This window comes from Ulvibacter litoralis (genome assembly GCF_900102055.1).
Classification (GTDB): domain Bacteria; phylum Bacteroidota; class Bacteroidia; order Flavobacteriales; family Flavobacteriaceae; genus Ulvibacter; species Ulvibacter litoralis.
In genome coordinates, this window is sequence record NZ_FNBA01000056.1 from 1 (window position 1) to 1,009 (window position 1,009).

The window sequence follows — 1,009 nt, forward strand, 5'->3', positions numbered from 1 at the left end:
CTCCGAATAATTGGAACTAAATAAGAAACTGAAAAGATGTCGCCGCTTCAAGCCGCACGCTGCGCCAAGCGCTACAATTATTATACAAACCCGTTGCCAGTAATTTGAGAATTGAACAATATTAAGAAAGAAATCATATCAACAATATTAGTCCTACTCATTAACTTGGGAATGATTTTGCTCGTAGTCGGAATTAAGTATTTAACTGATTACGCTTCCAATATTGAAAACCTTTATTGGATAATTGGAACTTATATTGTTGTCTGTATTATATTTTATCAGATAAATCGGAAATTTAAAAATAAGGCGTTTGATTTTATAGTACAAGCTATTTTATTTCCTTTCACTTTACTCTATGGCTTTGTTACAGTTGCAATTCCGATATTGTCGACTCAAATTTATTTATTTGCCTATTTAGGATTGTCTTTTTCTATTCCTATGATACTTTATAGAATTGATGAAAGTCAATTGATAACTGGTCTGAAAGAAGAAACTTGGATTTACTTAATTATAACATCTGGAGTGATTATAGCAACATTACTACATAAGCAAGTTACGTTTCTGACTTTTAAACTTATCCCTTTTTTAGCAAGGAAATCAGAAAAAATGAAAAGATTTAAACTTGTTGAATTATGTGAATATATAGTTTCAAAAAACAATATAAAACTTGTTATATATTCTCTGTTTTTTATAGCGTTAATTATATTCAACTTTTTAGGATTACAACAAAGTAGCTATTATGAAAATCCTAATATCGACAAAGCCATTTTACAATCTTTTGTGACTTTCATTGCATTCGAAAGAATACTAGCTAATTTAAAACTGACTGAATTTAAACCATCCGAATTATTAAAATCCTTGAAATTATCAATATTTAACGAAACAGAAATTATAACTGATAAAAAAACTACTGGCAACAAAGAACTGAGCTAAAAAACAACTAATTCTAGTTTAATTTTGAAACATAATTTTTATCATACGGTATTCTTGATTTTGAGATGCCATAGGC

Annotated in this window: 1 protein-coding gene; it reads left to right on the forward strand. The window is 28.4% G+C overall.

Features of this window, described 5'->3' with window-relative positions; all coding sequences use genetic code 11:
- Positions 1 to 171: 171 nt before the first annotated feature.
- A complete protein-coding gene (locus tag BLQ00_RS17420; RefSeq protein ID WP_139149468.1) occupies positions 172 to 933 on the forward strand; it encodes a hypothetical protein in 762 nt (253 codons plus the stop codon).
- Positions 934 to 1,009 lie beyond the last annotated feature (76 nt).